The following is a 22,256-nucleotide window of genomic DNA, read 5'->3' on the forward strand; positions in this document are numbered from 1 at the left end:
CACACGATGAGTACAGTTCCCATCACCAAACGCGGTGCAGAAAAGCTCAAGGACGAGTTGCACAAACTCAAAACCGTTGAGCGTCCATCGGTCATCGCGGCAATTGCCGAAGCGCGTGCGCAAGGCGACTTGAGCGAGAACGCCGAATACGACGCAGCCAAAGACCGTCAAGGTTTCATCGAAGGCCGCATTCAAGAAATTGAAGGCAAGCTGTCGGTGGCACAAATCATTGACCCTGCATCGCTTGATGCAGGTGGTCGTGTGGTGTTTGGCGCTACTGTGGCGTTGGAAGACGAAGGCACGGGGGACAAAGTGACCTATCAAATCGTGGGCGAAGACGAAGCCGATTTGAAGCTTGGTCTCGTCAACATCAGTAGCCCAATTGCCCGTGCCTTGATTGGCAAGGAAGAGGGCGATGTGGCTGAAGTGCAAGCACCGGGCGGTGTGAAGCACTACGAAGTGGTCAAGGTCTCTTACCTGTAACAACCCCTCACATGGCGCGGCTACACCTCTTTTTAGCAGCGCTGTGGTGGGGCAGTTTGTGTGCGGTGGGATTTATGGTGGTGCCGATGCTGTTCATGCATTTGGAAACACCGGCCATCGCAGGGCATATGGCTGCCAAGCTGTTCACCGCGCAGTCGTGGCTGTCACTGATGTGTGGCTTGCTGCTTTTGTTGGCGGCCAAACGCCTTGACCAAGATGAATCTCACACACCATCACCGTGGGTGATTGCAGGCATGTTGTGCGCCTTGTTGATTGAAGTGGGTGTGAAGCCCCACATCATGGCTCGTGACAACATGGCTTTGTGGCACAACTTAGGCACTGCGCTGTATGTGTTGCAGTGGTTGTGCGCTGGCAAGACGCTGTGGGCGTTGAGCCCTGCGCAGACTGAACTTGCTGTTGCAGCAAGTTCAGAGCAAAGCGATTAACCCAAGGTGCGTTTTTTGACCGAAATCTTTTTCGGTTTGGCGCGTTTGACTTGGCCGCCAGAGGTCAGGCGTTGGTTGCCCAGCACGCGCAAAGTTTTCACTTCGGGGCGTTGACCGCCACGACTGCTGTACTTGAGCACTTTCACATCGCGCGGGCCAGCCATGCGCTCTTCGTCGACGGTGCGTTCTTTTTCAGCGCGAGGACGCCACAACACAAACAGCTTGCCGATGTGTTGAATGGGGGCTGCGTTGAGTTGGTCGGCCAAAGCCACAAACATGGCTTCGCGTGCTTGGCGGTCGTCGCCCAACACACGGATTTTGATGAGGCCGTGTGCGTTCAGTGCCATCTCGGCTTCTTTGAGAACGGCAGGCGTTAAACCATCGTTGCCAATCATGACGACGGGGTCTAAATGGTGCGCTTCGGCGCGGTGAATTTTGCGTTGAGCAGGTGTGAGTTGTATTGCGGACATGCGGGTATTATCCCCGCTCGCTCAAAGGTATGAATTGAAAGCTAAAACTAAAAGCAAAAAGGTCAACAAAACATGGTTGAACGACCATGTGAACGACACCTACGTCAAGCTGGCCCAAAAAGAGGGCTATCGCGCACGTGCGGCTTACAAACTCAAGGAAATTGACGAGCAGCTCAGCCTCATCAAGCCGGGCAACGTGGTGGTGGACTTGGGCTGTGCGCCGGGCGCTTGGTGCCAATACCTGCGCCGCCGCATGTCGCCCGCAGGCGCTGCCACGGGCACTTTGAACGGCACCATCATCGGTTTGGATATCTTGCCCATGGAACCCGTCGAGGACGTCACGTTCATTCAGGGCGACTTCCGTGAAGAAGAGGTCTTGGCGCAGCTAGAAGCGGCCTTGCAAGGCCGTATCGTGGATGTGGTGGTGTCCGACATGGCGCCCAACCTCACAGGCATTGAATCGACCGATGCCACCCGCATTGCCCATTTGATTGAGTTGGCCGTGGACTTCGCACAAAAACACCTCAAAGACGATGGTGCTTTGGTGGTCAAGCTCTTTCATGGGAGCGGTTACAGCGATTTGGTCAACTTGTTTAAAAGTACGTTTCGCGTGGTCAAGCCCATCAAACCCAAGGCCAGTCGCGACAAATCAAGTGAAACCTTTTTGGTTGGTATGGGCGTGAAAAGTCGCGTTTCAGTAAATCCTTGATTTTTCTAAGGCTGCTTGCAGTGAATAAAGCGGGCCCAAGCGCTTGAAACGCCTAAAATCAGGCCCATCTCAGTACATCTCGTACTCTTTTTATTTCGGAGCCCACATTGAATAATCAATGGTTCTCAAAAGTCGCTGTTTGGTTGGTCATCGCTTTGGTGATGTTTACCGTGTTCAAACAGTTTGAAACTCGTCCCGGCGCAGGCTCTGGCTACCTTGGCTACTCGGACTTCCTTGAAGAAGTTCGCGCCAAGCGCATCAAAACCGCCACCATCCAAGAAGGCCAGGGCGGTACAGAAATTACCGCCGTCACCAATGATGAGCGCAAGATTCGCACAACAGCGACTTACCTCGACCGTGGCCTGGTGGGCGACCTCATCGCCAATGGCGTGAAGTTTGACGTCAAGCCCCGCGAAGAAGGCTCGCTCCTCATGACCCTGTTGGTCAGCTGGGGCCCCATGCTGCTCTTGATTGGCGTGTGGGTGTACTTCATGCGCCAAATGCAAGGTGGCGGCAAGGGTGGCGCATTCAGCTTCGGCAAGAGCAAAGCGCGCATGCTGGATGAGAACAACAACCAAGTCACCTTTGCTGACGTGGCAGGTTGCGATGAAGCCAAAGAAGAAGTGAAAGAAGTGGTGGACTTTTTGAAAGACCCACAACGCTTCCAAAAACTGGGTGGTCGTATTCCACGCGGTTTGCTCTTGGTCGGCCCTCCCGGTACCGGTAAAACATTGTTGGCCAAAGGCATTGCCGGCGAAGCCAAAGTGCCGTTCTTCAGCATCTCGGGTTCAGACTTCGTGGAGATGTTTGTAGGTGTGGGCGCAGCGCGCGTGCGCGACATGTTCGAAAACGCCAAAAAGAATGCACCTTGCATCATCTTCATTGACGAGATTGATGCTGTTGGCCGTCAACGTGGCGCCGGTGTGGGCGGCGGTAACGACGAGCGCGAACAAACCTTGAACCAAATGTTGGTCGAGATGGATGGTTTCGAAACCAACCTCGGCGTCATCGTGGTGGCTGCGACCAACCGTCCCGACATTTTGGATGCCGCTTTGTTGCGCCCTGGTCGCTTTGACCGCCAGGTGTACGTGACCTTGCCGGACATCCGTGGCCGCGAACAAATTTTGAACGTGCATATGCGCAAAGTACCAATTGGCCAAGACGTCAATGCCAGCGTGATCGCACGTGGCACACCCGGCATGAGCGGTGCTGATTTGGCCAACCTGTGTAACGAAGCTGCTTTGATGGCAGCACGTCGCAACGCGCGTGTGGTGGAGATGCAAGACTTCGAAAAGGCCAAAGACAAAATCTTGATGGGCCCTGAGCGCAAGAGCATGGTCATGCCAGAAGAAGAGCGTCGCAACACGGCGTACCACGAATCTGGCCACGCCTTGATTGGCAAGTTGTTGCCCAAGTGTGACCCTGTGCACAAAGTCACCATCATCCCGCGTGGTCGCGCTTTGGGTGTGACCATGAGCCTGCCTGAAAAAGACCGTTACAGCTACGACAAAGAATTCATGCTCAATCAAATCAGCATGTTGTTCGGTGGTCGTATTGCTGAAGAAGTGTTCATGAACCAAATGACCACAGGCGCGAGCAACGACTTTGAGCGTGCCACATCCATCGCCCGTGACATGGTGACGCGCTACGGCATGACCGATGCTTTGGGCCCGATGGTGTATGCCGAAAACGAAGGTGAAGTGTTCTTGGGCCGCTCGGTCACCAAGACCACCAGCATGTCTGAAGCTACCATGCAAAAGGTGGATGTTGAAGTGCGTCGCATCATCGACATGCAGTACAACTTGGCCCGTCGCTTGATTGAAGAGAACTCAGACAAGATGCACACCATGGCTAAGGCTTTGCTCGAATGGGAAACCATCGACAAAGAGCAAATCGACGACATCATGGAAGGCCGTCAGCCACGTCCACCGAAAGATTGGACACCACGCACCCCTTCGGGCGGTGACAGCAGTGGCGGCACCCCAGCGGTGCAAGCAGACCCATCACCCAGCGCGGCTTAAGCGATTGGGTTGAATCAAGAACGGGGCGCAAGCCCCGTTTTTCATGGAGCATTTATGTTTTGGCAAACCACACGATTTCGCATTGACCTCAGCCAACCGCAGGTGATGGGCATTGTCAATGTCACGCCAGATTCTTTCTCGGACGGAGGCCAGCATGCCAGCACGCGTGCTGCTTTGGTCCATTGCGAACAGTTGCTCAAAGACGGCGCGCATATTTTGGACATTGGTGGCGAGTCCACCCGTCCTGGCGCGCCTGCTGTGTCGCTCGAAGACGAATTGGCGCGGGTGCTGCCCGTGGTGCGCGAAGCGGTGCGTTTGAATGTGCCGATTTCGATTGATACCTACAAAGCGGGCGTGATGCAAGCCGTGTTGGATGCAGGCGCAGACATCATCAACGATGTGTGGGCACTGCGTCAGGCCGGTGCGCAGCAGGTGGTCGCTGCGCATGCCCAGTGCGGTGTGTGCTTGATGCACATGCACGGTGAACCTCAAACCATGCAGACCTTACCAATGCAAGGCAGTTCAATTCAGCCTGTGGCTGAGTTCTTGAAAAATCAGGCGCAAGCGTTGCAAGCCCTAGGCGTGGCGGACGAACGCATTGCGTTAGACCCCGGTGTAGGCTTTGGCAAAACCGTGGCGCAAAACTTTGAACTGCTCGCGCACCAAGACTTGTTGTTGGCTTTGGGTTACCCCTTGCTCGTGGGCTGGTCGCGCAAATCATCCATTGGTGCAGTCACGGGTTGTGCGGTAGGCGAACGCATGGTGCCTAGCGTGGCTGCTGCACTCTTGGCGGTGGAGCGTGGTGCACATGTTGTGCGTGTGCATGATGTGGCGCAAACTGTGCAGGCGCTTCAAGTTTGGCAAGCCGCTCAAGTTTGAGACAATGGACTCAAATTGATAGCAAAAAAATAACGACCAAGGCACAACAACATGACACGTAAATATTTCGGCACAGACGGCATTCGCGGCACCGTGGGCCAAGCCCCCATTACCCCTGACTTTGTGCTGCGTTTGGCCCACGCCGTCGGCCGTGTACTCAAACAAACCGAAGCACATCCCACGGTGTTGATTGGCAAAGACACCCGTATCTCTGGTTATATGTTGGAGTCGGCCTTAGAGTCTGGCTTTAACTCGGCGGGTGTCAATGTGGTGTTGCTCGGCCCTTTGCCCACGCCTGGTGTTGCCTATCTCACACGCGCACAACGCGCGAGCCTTGGCGTGGTCATCAGTGCCAGCCACAACCCGTTTGCAGACAACGGCATCAAGTTCTTCAGTGCGCAAGGCAACAAGCTCAGTGACGCATGGGAGCTGGCTGTCGAAGCCGCATTGGACGAAGCGCCTGTGTGGGCTGACTCCGCAAACTTAGGAAAAACCAAACGTTTGGACGATGCCGCTGGTCGTTACATCGAGTTTTGTAAGAGCACTTTTTCGAACGACCTCACGCTCAAAGGTTTGAAAATTGTGGTGGATGCGGCGCATGGTGCGGCGTATCACATTGCCCCCAAAGTCTTCCACGAGTTAGGTGCAGAGGTGATTGCCATTGGTTGCAGCCCTGACGGGTTGAACATCAACCACGAGGTAGGTGCCACGCACCCTGAGGCGTTGGTGCAGGCGGTCAAAGCCAACCATGCTGACTTTGGCGTTGCGCTTGATGGCGATGCGGACCGCTTGCAAATGGTCGATGCCCAAGGCCGCTTGTACAACGGCGACGAACTGTTGTACTTAATGGCCGATGACCGCTTGGCGAATGACGAAGTGCTGCCTGGTGTGGTGGGCACCCTGATGACCAACATGGCCGTTGAAGTCGCCTTGAAAAAACGTGGTGTGCAGTTTGTGCGCGCCAAGGTGGGTGACCGCTATGTTCTGGAAGAACTGGCCAAACACCAATGGATTTTGGGGGGCGAAGGCTCAGGCCATTTGTTGGCTTTGGACAAGCACACCACAGGCGATGGTTTGGTGAGTGCGTTACAGATTTTGCAAACCTGCGTGCGCAGTGGCCGTGCGATGGCGGATTTGCTCAAGGATGTGACGCTGTTCCCGCAAACCCTGATCAATGTGCGTTTGCGCCCCGGCCAAGACTGGCAATCGAATGCCCGCATGAAAGAAGAAGTGCAAAAGGCCGAGGCCGAGTTGGGCGATACAGGCCGCGTGCTGATTCGTGCCAGTGGCACCGAGCCCTTGGTGCGTGTCATGGTCGAGGCGCGTGATGAAGCGCAAGCCCATGCTTGCGCCAAGCGCATCGCCGATACCTTGTCAGCTTAAGGCGTAGGCAAGATATCGAGCACCAGCTCTGGCGGACGACACAGGCGTGTGCCTTTTGGGGTGATGATGACGGGGCGGTTCATCAAAATGGGATGCGCCAGCATGGCATCCACCAGCGCGTCTTCGCTGAGGCGGGGGTTCTCCAAACCCAGTTCGCTATAAACAACTTCTTTGCTGCGCACCAATGCCCGTGCAGAGCCGCCCGTGGCTTGGATGATGGCTTGCAACTCTGGGCGCGTGGGCGGTGTTTTCAAATACAAAACGACCTCGGGCTCATGTCCATGTGCGCGAATCAGTGCCAACGCGTTGCGTGAGTTACTGCATTTTGGGTTGTGGTAAATCTTGATGCTGTGCATAGGTTTCTTCATGCAATGTCTGGCGTGTGTGTCTTTGGCTGACGATAGGCGGCACGCCACAACACGGGTAATAAAACAGCGACAGTGACATACAACGCCAAGCTGCCTGTTTGCCAAAACGCAATGGGTGACTGCGGTGCCAGCCATGGCAAACCCGACAAATCAATGTCCGCACCATAGGCCACCTCATAGCCACCAGCCAAGCCTAAGCCCCACAGCAAAACGGTGTAGGTGATGAGCGGCAGCACGGTGATGCCATAGCAACGCAGCGTGAACACGGTAAAGACTTGAACTGCATCGGCCACGTGGTAAATCATGAGCCACAACAGCAAAGTAGCGGCAAGCGTCGCGACCTCAGGCGATTGTGTGTAAAGGCTGGCAATGGCCTCACGCTGCCAACCGATCAGGGCAGCCAAGCCTAGGCCGAGCAACAAAATCAAACCGAGGCCTGCGCGCAAAGCGTGTCGCGCGCGATGTATCTGTCCTGCGCCAATCCAATAGCTCACACGTGAGCTGCTGGCAATGGAGAGCGAGAGGGGAACCATGTAAAGCACAGCGGTCATGTTTGACACAATTTGATGGCTCGCTGTGGCCACCACGCCCAAGCGTGCAATGAACAAAGACATCAGGGTGAACGATGTGACTTCTACGCCAATTGCCAGTCCACTGGGCAAGCCCAGTCGCACAAAGCGAAGCAGGGTGGTTGCGTGGGGGCTTTCCATGGGTGCCCAGATGCGGTAGGGCTTGTAGAAGTCTTGGGTGCGCAGCAACCACAAGGCCAGGCCCAGCATCATCAGCATCACAGCCAAGGTAGCCCATGCGCATCCGGCTAAACCCAGCGGAGGCAAAACACCCGGAATGCCCAAAACCAGGGCAATCGACAAAGGCACTTTCACGGCCAAGGCCCCCACCTGCACCCACGTGACCAATTTGGGCTTGCCCAAGCTTTGATTCAAGGTGCTGTACATGCGAAATAGCAAGGAGGCGGGTAGTCCAAAGGCCACGATGTTGAGGTAGCCGCGGACCTCTTCTTGCAAATCAGATGGCACTTGCGTCCAGTTGAGCAAAGGCCCCGGGCAAAACAAAGCCCACATGCCAATCGCCGCAGTGAAGGCACACAGGTACAGCGCCTGCCGTACGGATCGACCGACTTCTGCATGCCGTTGTGCACCATGTAATTCAGCCCACACGGGTAACAAGGCTTGCAGCATGCCCATGAGGGAAATATGAACGGTCACGTAAGTCGCGGCGGCCACCGCAAGCGCTGCCAACGCGGTGTCTGCGAAATGGCCGGCCACCAAGGTGTCTGTGATGCTGAAGGCCATGACAGCCAGCTGACCGACCATCACAGTGCCAGCGTGCCGCATGATGGTGGCTCGTTCGGTGCTCATCGCGCCATCACGGTTGACGGCGGTGATACAGCGTCACATCTTCGTTGTTGTCAGAGGGGCGACGAATGGTCCGCACGCGGGTCCATTCATTCAGGCGAACCACATTGCCTAAATCAGGGCGCAAGTCGTTGTCGACCAACAGCCATGGGCAAGTGCTTTGTTGTGCGATGGACGTGATTTCAGCGGGCTTCACGTCAAAGCCACCGTGGTAATGAAAAGCGGTCATCTGACCCACATCCAGTCCGTAGCTCAGCAAGCAAACGTCTCGTGCTTCACGCGCTTCTTGTTTGGCCATCACCCCTTGAATCTGTTGAACCCAGGGTTTGTAGCTGCGCGCATAGTCCAGCAGTGGCAGCCACAACGTCAGTAGCAGCAGCCAGCACAGTGCAGCGCCCCCCGCGGGCAGCACCAAGCTCTTCCATAGGGCATGGCGGTGTTTGGCTGTGCGCCACATGACCAGCCAAACCCACACGGCCGTCGCTGCGAGAGCCACGATGAAAGCGATCCACCCAAAGCTGGGCTCAAAGCCTGGAAACAACCGTGCGACGTTGGCTGCGGGCTGTGCGGGCCATCCCGTTTGCATGGCAATCCAGATGACCCAAATGATGAAGGCACAGCCAGAGAAAAACAGCAGGGTGAACCAGTCAATCAATGCCGCGACGCTGCGACGCAGCGTTGGCAAAGCAAACGCGGCCAGGGTTGCAAATGCAGGCAGAGCCAGCAGCAAAGTTTGGTCTGATGATTGGGTCAGCATGGCCGTGCTCACCGTCAGCGCTATGAACCACATGGGAAGCACCAAGTGGCGGCTCCAATGCAAGCTTGTCCATTGACGACGCCAGCGCCAGACGGTCCAAATGGCCAAAGGCCACGCTGGCCACGTGAACCAAGCAAGCAGCCGCAGCAGATTGCGCCAAGCTTGCCAATCGTTGTGCAGGGGCAGCAGGCGCCAATGCCAGACCTCCAGTGCGGTGGCTACGCCTGCCACGCACAAGCCCATGGCCAACAGCCAAAGTGCGTGCTGGCGACCGGTTTGCGGTGATGTGCTTTCGCGATCCAATACACATAGGAAACCACTGCCGATGGCCATCAGCACTGCAAGGCTGGGAGCGCCGCTTAAACACAAACCCAGCAACCCGATACTGAGGGCGCTTAAGCTGTAACGTGGGTGGTAAGGCAACGCCGCCACACCGTAAAACGCACAACTGACAAATGCCAGCTGCGTCAAGATGGGACTGGCTTCGTGAGAAAGAAGTGTCAAGCCTAGGCAGGCGATCAGTGCGAGTACAGCACCGTCTGCAATGGTGCGCGCATAGTCTTTGGGTTTGGCTTCGCCGCCAAAGGCAAAGGGCACGGGCTGGGCTTGTGGGCTCAAGGCCAAGTAATACACGCCATGCCAGGTACTGGTCAACGTCAGTCCCAGAAGCAATGCAAAAGGAATGCGCGCTGCAAATCCTGCCGACAGCCAGCTGGGTGCCATTTGGATGGCCCAAGCGCCCAACCAATAGGGAAGCAAGGCATCCAGCTCGGGTGTTTGCCCCCAGACGCTGGGGTTGAACCAGTCGCTGGCACCTTCAGCCAGTGCGAGCATGTGACCAAAGGCTGTGAACTCATTGCCTTTCCAAGGTTCGCGGCCAAACAAGCCGGGCAGCACATAGGCGGCGCAGAACAGCCATAGGGCAATGCGCGGCAGGCGTCGCACGGCACTCTGAGGAACGATGGCGGGGGTAGGTTGAGTCACAGCTTTGAAATAAAAAAGGCAGCGCGGAGAGCCGGGCTGCCTTTTGAGAAGTAAGCGTGTTGCTTACTTGGCGGCAGTTTTGCCGTACTTGTTGCGGAAGCGCTCGACGCGGCCGCCCATGTTGTCCACAGATTTTTGTGTGCCTGTGTAGAAGGGGTGTGACTCGCTGGTGGTATCCAGCTTGTACAACGGCAGTTCGCGGCCGTCTTCCATCTTGATCATTTCTTTTGTGCTGGCGCATGAGCGCGTCACAAATTTGAAACCGTTAGACATATCCATGAAACAGATTTCACGGTAGTTAGGGTGAATGCCTTCTTTCATCGCTTTTCCTTGAGCAGCTGCGGTAGCCACGCCGACCTATTTCGACACACTTTCCGCAAAACGCGTCATTATGCCACGAAAGAAAGGTCTTTTACCGCAAAACACCCAAGGCAAATGGCAAGCTCAGCATGCCTAACACGGTCGACAAGGTCACCAAACCAGCCACAAAAGCCCCGTTGTAGCCCATGCGGGCTGCCAGCACATAGCAGCTCGACGCGGTGGGCAGTGCCGAGAAGGCCAGTAGAACGCTGGTTTGGGTCTTGTCTAGCTCAAACATGGCTGCCAGCCAACAAGCCAGCAGAGGGGTGAGTAAATGGCGCACGGTCAAAAGGGAGATGGCCAAACTTTTGGCTTTCATCAAGTGGCCAAATTGCATGCCTGCACCCGCAGCCATCAAACCCAAAGCCAGGGACGCAGCGCCAATGCGTTGCAGTGTGGGCTCCGTCCAGCTTGGGATGTGCAGACCCACAATATTGGCCAGCAGTCCCAACCCGGTCGCCAAAATCAAGGGGTTGCGAATCAGTTCGCGCCCAAAGCTGCGTTGGGCGTGGCGCGCCATGGGCCACACGGCTGCCACGTTGAACAACGGCACGCAAACGCCAATCAGCACCGCAATCAACAACAAGGCTTGCGGGCCTGCAATGCGTTCTGCCAAAGCCAATGCGATGAAGGAGTTGAAACGAAAAGCGACTTGCGCACTGGCCGCGTGCAAGCGTGTGTCAATGTGCTTGCGCAAAAACGGCAGTTTCGGGATGGCATATGACAGGCCAATGCTGCTGAGCCCCAGCACCAAGCCCGCCATGATGAGATGGGAGGCCGCTTGCAAATCCAAGGGCGTGCGCACGATGGAGTGAAACAGCAAGACGGGGAACAAAAAGAAATAAACCAAGCTCTCGACTTGCTCCCACACGGTGCGATTGAGTGCCGTGTATTTGCATACTAAATAGCCACAGAGGATGAGCGAAAAGTCAGGAAAGAGGAGTTGAGCGTAATTCACGCGACAGAGAATAACCGTACTTGAATTCTTGAGTCTTCTTAAAGCGTTTAGGATTGAACGACAGGTCTTTTGATTGAATCGTGATTAGGAGAAATATCCATGCACCGTCGTCATTGTTTTGCGCTGTCTCTTTTTGCCATAGCTGGTTCAGCCTTTGCGCAAGGTTTTCCAAATAAGGCAATTCAATTGCAAGTGCCCTTCGCCCCGGGCGGTACGACGGACATCATTGCCCGCACCATTGCCGACCCTTTGGGTAAAGCGCTTGGCCAAACCGTGGTGGTGGTCAACAAAGCCGGCGGGGGTGGCGTGGTCGGTGCGAACGAAACAGCCAAAGCTGCGCCAGACGGTTATTCGCTGGGCATGGCCACTGTGTCCACAACCGCGGCCAATCCCGCCATCAACGCCAAGATCCCCTACAACCCGCTCACAGATTTTTCGCCCATCATCAACGTGGCGGCAACGCCCAACATCATTGCGGTGCATCCAAGCTTCCCGGCTACGGATTACAAAGGTTTTGTGGCCGAGGTGAAACGTTCGCCTGGCAAGTATTCGTATTCATCTTCTGGCACAGGCGGCATTGGCCACTTGCAGATGGAGCTGTACAAAAACTTGAGCAGCATATTTGTGACGCACATCCCTTATCGGGGTGCAGGCCCTGCTTTGAACGACACAGTGGCCGGTCAAGTGCCGATGATTTTTGATAACTTGCCATCGGCTTTGCCCTTCATCAAAGACAACCGCTTGGTACCCATCGTGGTGGCCGCACCGCAACGTTTGGCCGTGTTGCCCAATGTGCCCACGTTCAAAGAAATCGGATTAGAGCCAGTGAACCGCATGGCTTTTTATGGCATCTATGGCCCTAAAGGTATGCCCAAAGACGTTGTGGACAAAATCAACGCAGGGGTGCGTAAAGCGTTGGAAGATCCTGCCGTACGCAAGCGCATTGAAGATACAGGCTCACTCATCGTGGCCAATACGCCTGAGCAATTTGCCGCGCAAATCAAGGCTGAGTATGAGGTTTACAAACGCGTGGTGGTCGAACAAAAACTCACCTTGGATTGAGCGCATTGATTGCCATCGCGGCGTCTGCACCAGACGCCAACATTGACATCTTCATTGATGCGCTCTGGTTAGAGCATGGTTTGGCGGCTAACAGCTTGGCCGCCTACCGTCGCGACTTGAATTTGTTGTCTGTCTGGCTTCAAGCCCAAGGTACGCATTTGTTGAATGCGCAAGAGTCAGACTTGCAGCAGTACTTTGCGCACCGCCACGCCGAGACCAAGGCCACCAGCGCCAACCGTCGTTTGACGGTGTTCAAGCGCTTTTACCGCTGGGCTTTGCGAGAGCGTATGTTGGTGGCCGATCCAACGCTCAAATTGCTCACCGCCAAACAGCCCGTGCGTGCGCCCAAAAGTTTGACCGAGGCGCAAGTGGAAAGCTTGCTCAACGCACCTGATGTGGCTACCGGTTTAGGCATGCGTGACCGCGCCATGTTGGAGTTGATTTACGCCAGTGGCTTGCGCGTGAGCGAGTTAGTGGATCTCAAAACCTTGCATGTGAGTCTGAACGATGGCGTGCTGCGCATCATGGGCAAGGGCAGCAAAGAACGCTTGGTGCCGTTTGGTGAAGTGGCCCGCGATTGGCTGCAACGCTATTTGAGCGAAGCGCGCCCCGCGCTGTTAGCAGGCCACCAAACCGAAGCTTTGTTTGTGACGGTACGCGGCAAAAACGCAGGCGAGGCCATGACCCGCGCCATGTTTTGGCAGCTCATCAAGCGCTACGCTTTACAAGCGCAAATCCGCGTGCCGATTTCACCGCACACCTTGCGCCATGCGTTTGCCACGCATTTGCTCAACCACGGTGCTGATTTACGTGCGGTGCAAATGCTGCTCGGCCATGCCGATATTTCCACCACCACTATTTACACGCACATCGCGCGTGAACGCTTGAAGAGCTTGCATGGTGCGCACCATCCGCGTGGTTGACGGCGTATTTATCCGCCTAACAAATAGTCCAGCTCAGCCTCTGTGAATCCTGCACGTTGACGGGCTTCTGTGTTGAAAGGCGGGCGCAACTTGGGTGCTTCATAGTGTCTGGTTAACTCGCGGTAATGCGCCACGGGGTCTAAGCCGCGCTGTTCGCATAACCACCGGTACCAATGGTTGCCAATCGCGACATGACCCACTTCCTCTCGCAAGATGATGTCTAGAAAATCTGCTGTGCGTAGCGCATTGACCGTGTTGGCTTTGCGCAGTTTTGCTTGAATCAAGGGCGTGGCGTCTAGCCCGCGAGCCTCAAGGGTACGGGGCACCAGCGCCATGCGGGCCAGTACGTCGTCCGCTGTTTTTTGACACATGTGCCACATGCCATCGTGGGCATCAAAGTCACCGTAGCGATGGCCCAGGCTTTGCAAGTGGGTGTGCAGCATCTCAAAGTGCTGCGACTCTTCATAAGCCACGCGCAGCCAGTCGGTGTAGTAGGGCTCGGGCATGTGAGGAAAGCGCCAAACCGCATCCAAGGCCAAGTTGATGGCGTTGAATTCGATGTGGCACACCGCATGCAGCAAAGCCGCCAAGCCTTCGGGGGTGAATGGTGTGCGCGTGGGCACATGTTTGGCTGGAATCAGGCGCGGCAGTGCCGGGCGACCGGGCAGCGTCTGGTGCGTTTCTTGGTGGAGCTGTTCATTGGGAGACAGCATGGCATCTTTTTGTGTCGCCCACAGCAGCTGAACCGCTTGAACTTTCTCAAGAGGGTCGCATATACACAGGGCAGTCAAGGCTAAACGGCGCAGGCTCATCCTTACAATTGTAGAAAACCAAAATCACGCAGGAGACTTTCATGGCTGTTTACCAACTCGATGTGCTCACCCCTCAAATTGCTGATTCGGCTTGGGTTGCTGACAACGCCCAAGTCATAGGCGATGTACAGATGGCCCCCGACAGCAGTGTCTGGTTCAGCAGTGTGGTGCGTGGTGACACGGCCACGATCCGAATTGGGGAAGGCACCAACATCCAGGACGGCAGCGTGTTGCATGCGGATGTGGGTATGCCACTTACCCTTGGCAAGCATGTGACTGTGGGCCACATGGTTCAGCTGCACGGTTGCACGGTGGGCGATGAGTCGCTGATTGGGATTGGCGCCATCGTGCTCAACGGCGCGAAAATTGGAAAGAATTGCTTGGTGGGTGCGGGCTCGCTCGTGACCGAAGGCAAAGAGTTTCCAGATGGCTCCATGATTTTGGGCAGTCCAGCGAAGGTGGTGCGTCAGCTCACGCCTGAGCAAATTGAAGGGTTGCGCCGCAGTGCGCAGCACTATGTGAATAACAAAAACCGCTTCAAAACGGGTTTAAAGAAAATTGCTTGATGTCTCAGTTGCATAAATTTTTGTTCGATGGTTTGCCCGTGCGTGGCATGTTGGTGCAGCTCACCGATGTGTGGCAAGAGGTGATCAAGCGCCGTGCAGAGAACGTCGAAACAGGGCCGTATGCCGAGCCTGTGCGTCACTTGTTGGGTGAGATGACAGCCGCTGCCGTGTTGATGCAATCGAACATCAAATTCAACGGTGCCTTGGTCATGCAAATTTTTGGCGATGGTCCGCTGAAGTTGGCGGTGGTCGAAGTCAATCCGAATTTGAGCCTGCGCGCCACGGCTAAAGTGGTGGGTGAGTTGGGCGATGCCAGCACCTTGCCTGAGATGGTGAACGTCAACAACGAAGGCCGCTGTGCCATCACCTTAGACCCACTCAACAAAATGCCAGGTCAACAGCCTTACCAAGGCGTGGTGCCGTTGTTTGACGACCATCGCAAGAAGTTGGATAAATTCAGCGACGTGCTGCAGCACTACATGCTGCAAAGCGAGCAGCTCGACACCACCTTGGTGTTGGCTGCCAATGACACCACCGCCGCTGGTTTGTTGATCCAGCGTTTGCCCATCAAAGGCGAAGGTAACTTGGCCGCGAAGGCGAGCATGGAAGACGAAGACGAAATTGGCCGCAACGAAGACTACAACCGCATCTCCATCTTGGCCTCCAGCTTGACCGCTGATGAGCTACTCAACTTGGATGCTGAAACCATTTTGCGCCGCCTGTTCTGGGAAGAAAAGCTCGTGCGATTCGAGCCCCTCACGCCCAGCTTTGCCTGCTCGTGCAGTCGCGAACGTGTGAGCAACATGATTCGCAGCTTGGGCACCGAAGAAGTCGAAAGTATCTTGGCTGAACGCGGCGAGGTGGAAGTGGGCTGCGATTTTTGCGGTCAGCAATACCGCTACGACGCGGTAGATGCAGCGCATATTTTTACGGGCCTTGACATTCAGCCGCCCAGCCCCTCATCGCTGCAATAAAACCCTGTTCAGGGCGTGAGCAAGCCCCTGAACAAGCGGTGTTCGCAGTCACCGTCACCGCAGGTTTCGCAGGGGCCGCTCCAACGTGTAGGCGGCTCGGGGCGCTCCAACTGTTTGGCCCATTGCGGTGCTTGGCGACCAATGCAAAACAAGGCATTTTCTAAACGTTGCTCGCCTGTGCCGTACACCACCTGATAAGGCAAATTGCCTTGCGCCAGCAAGTGCCTGATTTTTTGGTCCACGGGTTCGCGTACATGCGCGCCGACCCGTTGCAGCCCATCGCTGACCCACGCCAGATCTAGCCCTGTGAGTAGGGTGATATCAAACACAGCTTGGTGTTGCAACGCGAGTGCATCAAGGCTGTGGTCGTTGAAAATCATTTGGCTGTACACCGCGGTCATGAGTGGCGTGGTGTCTGCAATCACCACCGCATGCGCAGGCGCTGCCAGTACGTGGGCCATTTGCGTTTCAGCGATGTGCTGTTGTTCTTCAAACTCAGGTGTGCGGTTGTGGGTGTCGCACCATTCACGCAGGTATTCGTCTACGCGATGCACGGTTAAACCAGCGGCACGCAAGTGTGTGGTCAACGCCAAGGCCAGTTGCGACTTGCCTGTGCTTTCTGCGCCGAGCAACGCAATCTTCATGCGGGGTCTGCCTTGGTCCGCGAGGCCCAGGTGCGCCATCCCACCGCGCTCAAGGCGATGAACACCAAATAGAGCAGGGTGGTGAGCCACAAGGCTTTCCATGCAAACAGCCCTGCGGCCACGATATTGACGATGATCCAAACGGCCCAGTTTTCCAAGCGCTTGTGCGCCAGCAAATACTGGCCGACCAAACTGAAGGCGGTGGGGAATGCATCCCACCAAGGTACATCGGTGTCGGTAAAGTTCAGCAGCACGCCACCTGTGGCGAGCCAAAGCAGGGTGCCCATCCAGGCCAATGTGACGCGTTGACGTGGGGGCATGCGCGTGATGGGCAAGGGCTCGCCGTCCATGCCACGCAACCAGACCGACCAACCCCACATGGCCAGCACCGCAAAAAACACTTGCAGCAACGCGTCACCATACAAACGCTGGGTCCAAAACAAAAAGAAATACAGGACCGAGCTGATGGCTGCCAAGGGCCAGCCCCAATGCAGCTCGACGATGTTGCACAGAATCATCGCGAATGCCAGCAGCACAGCGATGAATTCAAGCCAAGAAGTGTCAAGGCCCCAGATGCTGAATGCGGTTGAGAAAAGGAATTCGGTCACTTCGCAATTTGCACGAAGACTTCGTTGGGTTTGACCATGCCAATTTCGGAGCGTGCGCGCTCTTCGACCATTTCCAGACCGTCTTTGAGATCATGGAGTTCGGCGCCGAGTCGGTCATTGGCCAACTGCGCTGCAACGTTTTGTTGCTTTTGGTCTTTCAAAGTCTGACGTAGACGCATCACGTCAGGGATGCTGCCGCGACCAAACCACAGCTGGCCCTGCAGCACAAGCAGCAGGGCAATCAGCACAAGGTGGAGTGGACGCAGCATCACCAGCGATTAACGCAAGTTGTAGAAGGCAGAACGGCCTGGGTACACCGCCACGTCGCCCAAGTCTTCTTCGATGCGCAAGAGTTGGTTGTACTTGGCCATGCGGTCAGAACGGCTCATGGAACCAGTTTTGATTTGACCAGCATTCAAGCCCACAGCGATGTCGGCGATGGTGCTGTCTTCGGTTTCGCCAGAGCGGTGGCTGATCACGGCGGTGTAGCCCGCGCGCTTGGCCATCTCAATCGCTTCGAAGGTTTCAGTCAAAGTGCCGATTTGGTTAATCTTGATGAGGATCGAATTGGCGATGCCTTTGTCGATGCCTTCTTTGAAGATCTTGGTGTTGGTCACGAACAAGTCGTCACCCACGATTTGCACTTTCTTGGCCAAGCGGTCGGTCAACACTTTCCAGCCGTCCCAGTCGTTTTCGGCCATGCCGTCTTCGATGCTGATGATGGGGTACTTGTCGCACCACGTGGCGAGCATGTCGGTCCATTGTTGGGCCGTCAATTGCAAGCCTTCGCCAGACAAGTGGTACTTGCCGTCTTTGTAGAACTCGCTGGCCGCGCAGTCCAAACCAATGGCGATTTGTTCGCCGGCGGTGTAGCCCGCAGCCGCAATCGCGTCCAAGATCATTTGGATGGCGGCTTCGTGGCTGGTGACGTTAGGTGCGAAACCACCTTCGTCGCCCACAGCAATGCTCATGCCTTTGTCGTGGATGATTTTCTTCAAGGCGTGGAACACTTCTGCGCCGTAACGCACGGCTTCGCGGAATGTCGGTGCGCCCACGGGGATGATCATGAACTCTTGCAAGTCCAAGTTGTTGTTGGCGTGTGCGCCACCGTTGATGACGTTCATCATGGGCACGGGCAATTGGTTGCCGTTCATGCCGCCGAAGTAACGGTACAAAGGCAAGCCAGACTCTTCGGCCGCAGCACGGGCCACAGCCATGGACACCGCCAACAAAGCGTTGGCACCCAAGCGGCTCTTGTTTTCTGTGCCGTCGAGGTCGATCAAAGTCTTGTCAAGGAAGGCTTGCTCGGAAGCGTCCAAGCCCAAAATGGCTTCAGAGATTTCGGTGTTGATGTGCTCAACCGCTTTCAACACGCCTTTGCCGAGGTAACGGCTCTTGTCGCCGTCGCGCAGCTCAATGGCTTCGCGGCTGCCGGTGGAAGCACCAGATGGCACAGCGGCACGGCCCATGGTGCCGGACTCCAACAACACATCACATTCCACGGTGGGGTTGCCGCGGCTGTCCAAGATTTCACGGGCGACGATGTCGACGATAGCGCTCATTTGTGTTTTCCTATTTCAAGTTTTTAAAAAGGGTTTGTGGCTGTGTGCAGAGCACTCAAGCCTCAAAGTTGTTTTCTAAGAAAGGGTGTTTTTTGGTCACGGCATCGAGCTCGACCAAGGTTTCCAGCAAAGCCTTCATCTTGTTCAACGGCACGGCATTGGGCCCGTCTGACCATGCCTCTGCAGGGCAGGGGTGGGTTTCCATGAACAAACCGGCTACGCCAGCGGCCACGCCAGCGCGGGCCAGCACGGGCACCATCTCGCGAGCACCACCACTCACAGTGCCTTGGCCGCCAGGCTTTTGCACAGAGTGAGTCACATCAAACACCACAGGCGCGCCAGACTTGCGCATTTCTGCCAAACTGGTCATGTCGGCCACAAGGTTGTTGTAGCCAAAGCTCACGCCGCGTTCGCAGGCCAAGAAGCTGTCTTCGGGCAGGCCGGCTTCGCGTGCGGCGTCACGGGCTTTGTCGATGACGTTTTTCATGTCCCAAGGGGCCAAGAACTGGCCCTTCTTGATGTTCACAGGCTTGCCCGATTGCGCCACAGCACGGATGAAGTCGGTTTGGCGGCACAAGAAAGCGGGTGTTTGCAACACATCAACCACGCTGGCCACGGTTTTGACCTGTGATGCGTCATGCACATCGGTGAGGATGGGTAGGTGCAATTGGCGTCGCACTTCGTCGAGAATTTTCAAGCCGGCATCCATGCCCACGCCGCGTTTGGTGCTGCCAGACGAGCGGTTGGCTTTGTCGAACGAGCCTTTGTAGATCAAAGGAATGCCCAAGCCCGCACAGATTTCTTTGAGCTGACCTGCCACGTCGATGGACATTTCCAAGCCTTCGATCGAGCAGGTGCCTGCGATCAAAAAGAAAGGCTTGTTGAGGCCAACGTCAAATCCGCAAAGTTTCATGGCTTGTCCCGTTTCTAAAAAGGTTTAGGCCTTCGCCTTGTGATCCAGCGCCGCCTTGACGAAGGCGTTGAACAACGGGTGGCCATCCCATGGCGTCGATTTGAACTCGGGGTGGAACTGCACGCCCATGTACCAAGGGTGCACAGTTTGTGGCAACTCGACGATTTCGGTGAGTTGCTCGCGCTGTGTGAGCGCTGAAATCACCAAGCCTGCTTTGCGCAGGGCGTCGAGGTAGTTCACGTTGGCTTCGTAGCGGTGGCGGTGACGCTCGGTCACCACGTCACCGTAAATTTTGTGCGCCAAGGTGCCAGGGGTGACGTCTGAGCTTTGTGCGCCCAAACGCATGGTGCCGCCGAGGTTGGAGTTGGCGGTGCGGGTTTGGATGCTGCCGTCCGCGTCTTTCCACTCGTTGATGAGGGCGATGACAGGGTTGGGGCCGTCCGGCACAAACTCGGTGCTGTTGGCGTCTTTCAGGCCAGCCATGTGGCGGGCGTATTCGATGGTTGCCACTTGCATGCCGAGGCAGATGCCGAGGTAAGGCACTTTGTTTTCACGGGCGAATTGGGCGGAAGAAATTTTGCCTTCCACGCCACGAATGCCAAAGCCGCCGGGCACCAAAATGGCGTCGAACTTACCGAGGTCTTTGACGTTTTCGGGTGTGATGAATTCAGAGTCCACGTACTCAATCTTCACGCGTGCATGGTTCTTCATGCCGGCATGGCGCAGAGCTTCGTTGAGTGACTTGTAGCTGTCAGACAGATCGACGTACTTGCCCACCATGGCGATGGTGACTTCTTCTTTGGGGTTGGCCACTTCGTGGACCAAGTCGTCCCAACGTTGCAAGTTGGCGGGTTGGGCGTTGATGCGCAGTTTGTCGCACACCAAGTTGTCCAACCCTTGTTCGTGCAACATGCGTGGCACTTTGTAGATGGTGTCCACGTCCCACATCGAGATCACACCCGACTCATGCACGTTGGAGAAGAGGCTGATTTTTTGGCGTTCTTCTTCGGGAATTGGGCGGTCCGCACGGCACAGCAAAGCGTCGGCTTGAATGCCGATTTCGCGCAGCTTTTGCGCCGTGTGTTGGGTAGGCTTGGTTTTAAGTTCACCAGCCGCTGCAATCCAAGGCACGTAGCTCAGGTGTACGAATGCCGTGTTGTGCGCGCCAAGCTTCAGGCTCATCTGGCGAGCGGCTTCCAAAAACGGCAAGGACTCGATGTCACCCACAGTGCCACCGATTTCAACGATGGCCACATCCACGGCGTCAGGCGTGTCATAGGCTGCGCCACGTTTGACGAACTCTTGAATTTCGTTGGTGATGTGTGGGATGACTTGCACCGTTTTGCCCAGATAGTCGCCGCGGCGCTCTTTGTCGAGCACGCTTTGGTAAATCTGGCCAGTGGTGAAGTTGTTGGCCTTTTTCATGCGCGTCGTGATGAAGCGCTCGTAGTGGCCCAAATCGAGGTCGGTTTCTGCGCCGTCTTCGGTGACGAACACCTCGCCATGCTGCAGAGGCGACATGGTGCCTGGGTCTACGTTGATGTAGGGGTCCAGCTTAATGAGGGTGACTTTGAGGCCGCGCGACTCAAGGAGGGCGGCGAGTGAGGCGGCTGCAATTCCCTTGCCTAGGGAAGAAACAACACCGCCGGTGACGAATACAAATTGGGTCATGCCAGATCGGGAGATGGTCTCCCGGTAGGTGGAAATCGAAATTATAGGCGCTCTGCTACATTGCGAGCCATGTCTGATCTGTCAAATAAGCACATTGTTTTGGGTTTGAGCGGGGGCATCGCCTGCTATAAAGCGGCGGAGCTGTGCCGTGCCTTGGTCAAAGCTGGGGCGACGGTACAAGTGGTCATGACGGAGGCGGCTGCCCAGTTCATCACCCCTGTCACGCTGCAAGCCTTGTCGAATCGCGCGGTGTACGTTTCGCAATGGGACGCACGCGAGCCCAACAACATGGCGCACATCAATTTAAGCCGCGAAGCCGATGCCATTGTGGTAGCCCCCGCCAGTGCCGATTTCATGGCCAAACTCTTGCACGGCCGTGCGGACGATTTGCTCAGTCTCATGTGCTTGGCCCGCCCGATTGAACGCGTGCCTTTGATTTTGGCCCCCGCGATGAATCGCGAAATGTGGCAACACCCCGCCACCCAGCGCAACATGGTGCAGCTCACCGCTGACGGTGCACATGTGCTGGACGTGGGGCAGGGCGAACAAGCCTGCGGTGAAACCGGCGATGGTCGGATGTTGGAGCCCGAAGAAATTTTGGAAGACCTCATCGCCTTCTTTCAACCCAAAGTCTTAGCGGGTCAACATGTGCTGGTCACTGCGGGCCCCACGTATGAGGCGATGGACCCTGTGCGTGGCATCACCAATTTATCGAGCGGCAAGATGGGCTTTTCTATCGCTCGCGCTGCGCGTGAAGCGGGTGCCGAGGTGGCCTTGGTTGCTGGCCCTGTTCATCTGTCCACACCGCGCGGTGTGCAGCGTGTGGATGTGCGTTCAGCTTTGGACATGCAAGCGGCAGTGGCCAAACACATAGATGCCGCTTCTGTGTTTGTGGCAACCGCCGCTGTGGCCGATTGGCGCGTGGCCGATGTCGCTGGACAAAAAATCAAAAAAGACGGCTCAGGCCAGTTGCCTCAGTTGAGCTTTGTCGAAAACCCAGACATCTTGGCCGGTGTGGCGCAATCGGCCCGTGCCAAAAACGGTGCTTTGTATTGCGTGGGCTTTGCGGCGGAAAGTCATGATTTGCTCAAACATGCCACCGCCAAACGCGAGCGCAAAGGCGTGCCGCTGCTGGTGGGCAACATTGGCCCCGCGACGTTTGGCTTGGACGACAACGCCTTGCTGTTGGTCGATGCACAAGGCCACCAAGAACTGCCACATGCCAACAAACTCACGCTGGCGCGTCAATTGGTGGGTGAGATTGCGCGTCGTTTGAAAACCGTTTGATTTCGCCAAACGTAGCAAACAAACGCCGCAAAGACGCCTC

24 protein-coding genes are annotated in these 22,256 nt (G+C 56.0%); 11 read left to right on the plus strand and 13 right to left on the minus strand.

Annotation, left to right across the window (positions count from 1 at the left end):
* Positions 1-6: 6 nt before the first annotated feature.
* Complete coding sequence (gene greA, locus B9Z44_RS13195) at positions 7-483, plus strand: transcription elongation factor GreA (RefSeq protein WP_108360093.1); 477 nt, start codon at positions 7-9, stop codon at positions 481-483.
* Between the two features lie 11 nt (positions 484-494).
* Positions 495-929: a DUF4149 domain-containing protein gene (locus B9Z44_RS13200; protein WP_108360092.1), complete on the plus strand. Its 435-nt coding sequence runs from the start codon at positions 495-497 to the stop codon at positions 927-929.
* On the opposite strand, the gene B9Z44_RS13205 is transcribed toward B9Z44_RS13200, so the two are convergent.
* Positions 926-1,399, minus strand: a complete 474-nt coding sequence (locus B9Z44_RS13205) for a YhbY family RNA-binding protein (protein WP_108360091.1) — start codon at positions 1,397-1,399, stop codon at positions 926-928. The two genes, B9Z44_RS13200 and B9Z44_RS13205, sit on opposite strands and share 4 nt — an antisense overlap.
* A gap of 34 nt (positions 1,400-1,433) precedes the next feature.
* Here B9Z44_RS13205 and B9Z44_RS13210 point away from each other — a divergent pair, with 34 nt between their 5' ends.
* The 4 genes from B9Z44_RS13210 to glmM all read left to right on the plus strand — a co-directional run bounded on the left by B9Z44_RS13210 (position 1,434) and on the right by glmM (position 6,391).
* Positions 1,434-2,108: an RlmE family RNA methyltransferase gene (locus tag B9Z44_RS13210; protein ID WP_108360090.1), complete on the plus strand. Its 675-nt coding sequence runs from the start codon at positions 1,434-1,436 to the stop codon at positions 2,106-2,108.
* Positions 2,109-2,215: 107 nt separating this feature from the next.
* A complete protein-coding gene (ftsH, locus tag B9Z44_RS13215) occupies positions 2,216-4,129 on the plus strand; it encodes an ATP-dependent zinc metalloprotease FtsH (RefSeq protein ID WP_108360089.1) in 1,914 nt (637 codons plus the stop codon).
* A 54-nt stretch (positions 4,130-4,183) separates the two neighbouring features.
* Complete coding sequence (gene folP, locus B9Z44_RS13220; RefSeq protein WP_108360088.1) at positions 4,184-5,008, plus strand: dihydropteroate synthase; 825 nt, start codon at positions 4,184-4,186, stop codon at positions 5,006-5,008.
* Between the two features lie 51 nt (positions 5,009-5,059).
* The gene (gene glmM, locus B9Z44_RS13225) at positions 5,060-6,391 is read left to right on the plus strand and encodes a phosphoglucosamine mutase (RefSeq protein ID WP_108402651.1); all 1,332 of its coding nucleotides are present in this window, start codon (positions 5,060-5,062) and stop codon (positions 6,389-6,391) included.
* Here the strand turns inward: glmM and arsC are convergent.
* The 5 genes from arsC to B9Z44_RS13250 all read right to left on the minus strand — a co-directional run bounded on the left by arsC (position 6,388) and on the right by B9Z44_RS13250 (position 11,194).
* On the minus strand, positions 6,388-6,759 hold the full coding sequence (arsC, locus tag B9Z44_RS13230) for an arsenate reductase (glutaredoxin) (RefSeq protein ID WP_233246956.1): 372 nt from the start codon (positions 6,757-6,759) through the stop codon (positions 6,388-6,390). The two genes, glmM and arsC, sit on opposite strands and share 4 nt — an antisense overlap.
* Entirely contained in the window at positions 6,756-8,138 is a 1,383-nt protein-coding gene (locus B9Z44_RS13235; RefSeq protein WP_108360086.1) for an MATE family efflux transporter, read from the minus strand. The genes arsC and B9Z44_RS13235 overlap by 4 nt, the downstream gene beginning before the upstream one ends.
* A 7-nt stretch (positions 8,139-8,145) precedes the next feature.
* On the minus strand, positions 8,146-9,876 hold the full coding sequence (locus B9Z44_RS13240) for a hypothetical protein (RefSeq protein WP_108360085.1): 1,731 nt from the start codon (positions 9,874-9,876) through the stop codon (positions 8,146-8,148).
* A 63-nt stretch (positions 9,877-9,939) separates the two neighbouring features.
* Positions 9,940-10,197 carry a type B 50S ribosomal protein L31 gene (locus B9Z44_RS13245; RefSeq protein ID WP_108360175.1) on the minus strand — a complete coding sequence of 86 codons (258 nt, stop codon included), beginning with the start codon at positions 10,195-10,197 and terminating at the stop codon, positions 9,940-9,942.
* Between the two features lie 91 nt (positions 10,198-10,288).
* Positions 10,289-11,194 (minus strand): AEC family transporter, encoded by a 906-nt coding sequence (locus tag B9Z44_RS13250; RefSeq protein WP_108360084.1) that lies wholly within the window; start codon positions 11,192-11,194, stop codon positions 10,289-10,291.
* A gap of 99 nt (positions 11,195-11,293) precedes the next feature.
* Here B9Z44_RS13250 and B9Z44_RS13255 point away from each other — a divergent pair, with 99 nt between their 5' ends.
* The gene (locus tag B9Z44_RS13255; protein ID WP_108360083.1) at positions 11,294-12,256 is read left to right on the plus strand and encodes a tripartite tricarboxylate transporter substrate binding protein BugE; all 963 of its coding nucleotides are present in this window, start codon (positions 11,294-11,296) and stop codon (positions 12,254-12,256) included.
* Complete coding sequence (xerD, locus tag B9Z44_RS13260; RefSeq protein ID WP_233246955.1) at positions 12,253-13,179, plus strand: site-specific tyrosine recombinase XerD; 927 nt, start codon at positions 12,253-12,255, stop codon at positions 13,177-13,179. Before B9Z44_RS13255 ends, xerD begins: the two co-directional genes overlap by 4 nt.
* Before the next feature lie 8 nt (positions 13,180-13,187).
* Here the strand turns inward: xerD and B9Z44_RS13265 are convergent, their stop codons facing one another.
* Positions 13,188-13,991 carry a ferritin-like domain-containing protein gene (locus B9Z44_RS13265; RefSeq protein WP_108402652.1) on the minus strand — a complete coding sequence of 268 codons (804 nt, stop codon included), beginning with the start codon at positions 13,989-13,991 and terminating at the stop codon, positions 13,188-13,190.
* A 41-nt stretch (positions 13,992-14,032) separates the two neighbouring features.
* Here B9Z44_RS13265 and B9Z44_RS13270 point away from each other — a divergent pair, with 41 nt between their 5' ends.
* The gene (locus tag B9Z44_RS13270) at positions 14,033-14,557 is read left to right on the plus strand and encodes a gamma carbonic anhydrase family protein (protein WP_108360081.1); all 525 of its coding nucleotides are present in this window, start codon (positions 14,033-14,035) and stop codon (positions 14,555-14,557) included.
* Complete coding sequence (gene hslO / locus B9Z44_RS13275; protein ID WP_108360080.1) at positions 14,557-15,531, plus strand: Hsp33 family molecular chaperone HslO; 975 nt, start codon at positions 14,557-14,559, stop codon at positions 15,529-15,531. The genes B9Z44_RS13270 and hslO overlap by 1 nt, the downstream gene beginning before the upstream one ends.
* 8 nt (positions 15,532-15,539) lie before the next feature.
* On the opposite strand, the gene B9Z44_RS13280 is transcribed toward hslO, so the two are convergent.
* The 6 genes from B9Z44_RS13280 to B9Z44_RS13305 are packed head-to-tail and all read right to left on the minus strand — an operon-like array spanning position 15,540 to position 20,929.
* Complete coding sequence (locus B9Z44_RS13280) at positions 15,540-16,175, minus strand: AAA family ATPase (RefSeq protein WP_108360173.1); 636 nt, start codon at positions 16,173-16,175, stop codon at positions 15,540-15,542.
* Entirely contained in the window at positions 16,172-16,783 is a 612-nt protein-coding gene (pnuC, locus tag B9Z44_RS13285) for a nicotinamide riboside transporter PnuC (RefSeq protein WP_108402653.1), read from the minus strand. Before pnuC ends, B9Z44_RS13280 begins: the two co-directional genes overlap by 4 nt.
* Positions 16,780-17,052: a cell division protein FtsB gene (ftsB, locus tag B9Z44_RS13290; RefSeq protein WP_108360078.1), complete on the minus strand. Its 273-nt coding sequence runs from the start codon at positions 17,050-17,052 to the stop codon at positions 16,780-16,782. Before ftsB ends, pnuC begins: the two co-directional genes overlap by 4 nt.
* A 9-nt stretch (positions 17,053-17,061) precedes the next feature.
* Positions 17,062-18,345, minus strand: a complete 1,284-nt coding sequence (eno, locus tag B9Z44_RS13295) for a phosphopyruvate hydratase (protein WP_104797582.1) — start codon at positions 18,343-18,345, stop codon at positions 17,062-17,064.
* Between the two features lie 55 nt (positions 18,346-18,400).
* Positions 18,401-19,258 (minus strand): 3-deoxy-8-phosphooctulonate synthase, encoded by an 858-nt coding sequence (gene kdsA, locus B9Z44_RS13300; RefSeq protein ID WP_108402654.1) that lies wholly within the window; start codon positions 19,256-19,258, stop codon positions 18,401-18,403.
* Between the two features lie 24 nt (positions 19,259-19,282).
* Positions 19,283-20,929, minus strand: coding sequence for a CTP synthase (locus B9Z44_RS13305; protein ID WP_108360076.1), 1,647 nt, complete (start codon positions 20,927-20,929; stop codon positions 19,283-19,285).
* 69 nt (positions 20,930-20,998) lie between these two features.
* Between B9Z44_RS13305 and coaBC the strand changes: the two genes are divergently transcribed.
* On the plus strand, positions 20,999-22,216 hold the full coding sequence (gene coaBC, locus B9Z44_RS13310; RefSeq protein WP_108402655.1) for a bifunctional phosphopantothenoylcysteine decarboxylase/phosphopantothenate--cysteine ligase CoaBC: 1,218 nt from the start codon (positions 20,999-21,001) through the stop codon (positions 22,214-22,216).
* Positions 22,217-22,256 lie beyond the last annotated feature (40 nt).

Source organism: Limnohabitans curvus (assembly GCF_003063475.1).
In the GTDB taxonomy this organism is placed as follows: domain Bacteria; phylum Pseudomonadota; class Gammaproteobacteria; order Burkholderiales; family Burkholderiaceae_C; genus Limnohabitans; species Limnohabitans curvus.